Annotated in this window: 1 protein-coding gene; it reads left to right on the plus strand. The window is 44.0% G+C overall.

Going from position 1 to position 1,193, the window contains the following annotated elements:
* Nucleotides 1-1,184: elongation factor Tu (gene tuf / locus HPC40_RS08985; RefSeq protein WP_208119163.1), on the plus strand; the 1,184-nt coding region annotated here is incomplete at its 5' end.
* Between the last annotated feature and the right edge of the window lie 9 nt (nucleotides 1,185-1,193).

Consider the following 1,193-nt stretch of genomic DNA (forward strand, 5'->3'; position numbering starts at 1 on the left):
TGTCTAAAGAAAAATTTGAACGTACAAAACCGCACGTTAACGTGGGAACAATCGGCCACGTTGACCATGGTAAAACAACTTTGACAGCTGCTATCACAACAGTATTAGCGAAAAAATACGGTGGTGCGGCTCGTGCATTTGACCAAATTGATAACGCGCCAGAAGAAAAAGCGCGTGGTATTACCATCAACACCTCACACGTTGAATATGATACTCCAACTCGTCACTATGCGCACGTTGACTGCCCGGGACACGCCGACTATGTTAAAAACATGATTACAGGTGCGGCACAAATGGACGGTGCAATTCTTGTAGTTGCAGCGACAGATGGTCCAATGCCACAAACACGTGAGCACATTCTTTTAGGTCGCCAAGTAGGTGTACCTTACATCATCGTATTCTTGAACAAATGTGATATGGTTGATGATGAAGAGTTATTAGAGTTGGTTGAAATGGAAGTACGTGAATTGCTTTCACAATACGACTTCCCAGGTGACGACTGTCCAATCGTACGTGGTTCAGCGTTAAAAGCATTGGAAGGCGATGCAGAGTGGGAAGAAAAAATCGTAGAACTAGCGAACCACTTAGATACTTACATCCCAGAGCCAGAACGTGCGATTGACCAACCATTCTTGTTGCCAATTGAAGACGTATTCTCAATTTCTGGTCGTGGAACAGTAGTAACAGGTCGTGTTGAGCGTGGAATTATCCGCACAGGTGACGAAGTTGAAATCGTAGGTATCAAACCGACGACGAAAACAACAGTAACAGGTGTTGAAATGTTCCGTAAATTACTTGACGAAGGTCGTGCGGGTGAGAACATTGGTGCCTTGTTACGTGGTACTAAACGTGAAGAAATCGAACGTGGTCAAGTATTAGCGAAACCAGGTTCAATCACACCACACACTGATTTCGAATCAGAAGTTTACGTATTGTCAAAAGATGAAGGTGGTCGTCATACGCCATTCTTCAAAGGTTACCGTCCACAGTTCTATTTCCGTACAACTGACGTAACGGGTACTATCGAGTTACCAGAAGGTGTAGAGATGGTAATGCCAGGCGATAACATCAAAATGACTGTAAGTTTGATTCACCCAATTGCGATGGACCAAGGTTTACGCTTTGCGATTCGTGAAGGTGGTCGTACAGTAGGTGCGGGTGTTGTAGCGAAAATCATCAAATAATGATGAATT

Source organism: Spirabiliibacterium falconis (assembly GCF_014885015.1).
Lineage (GTDB): Bacteria > Pseudomonadota > Gammaproteobacteria > Enterobacterales > Pasteurellaceae > Spirabiliibacterium > Spirabiliibacterium falconis.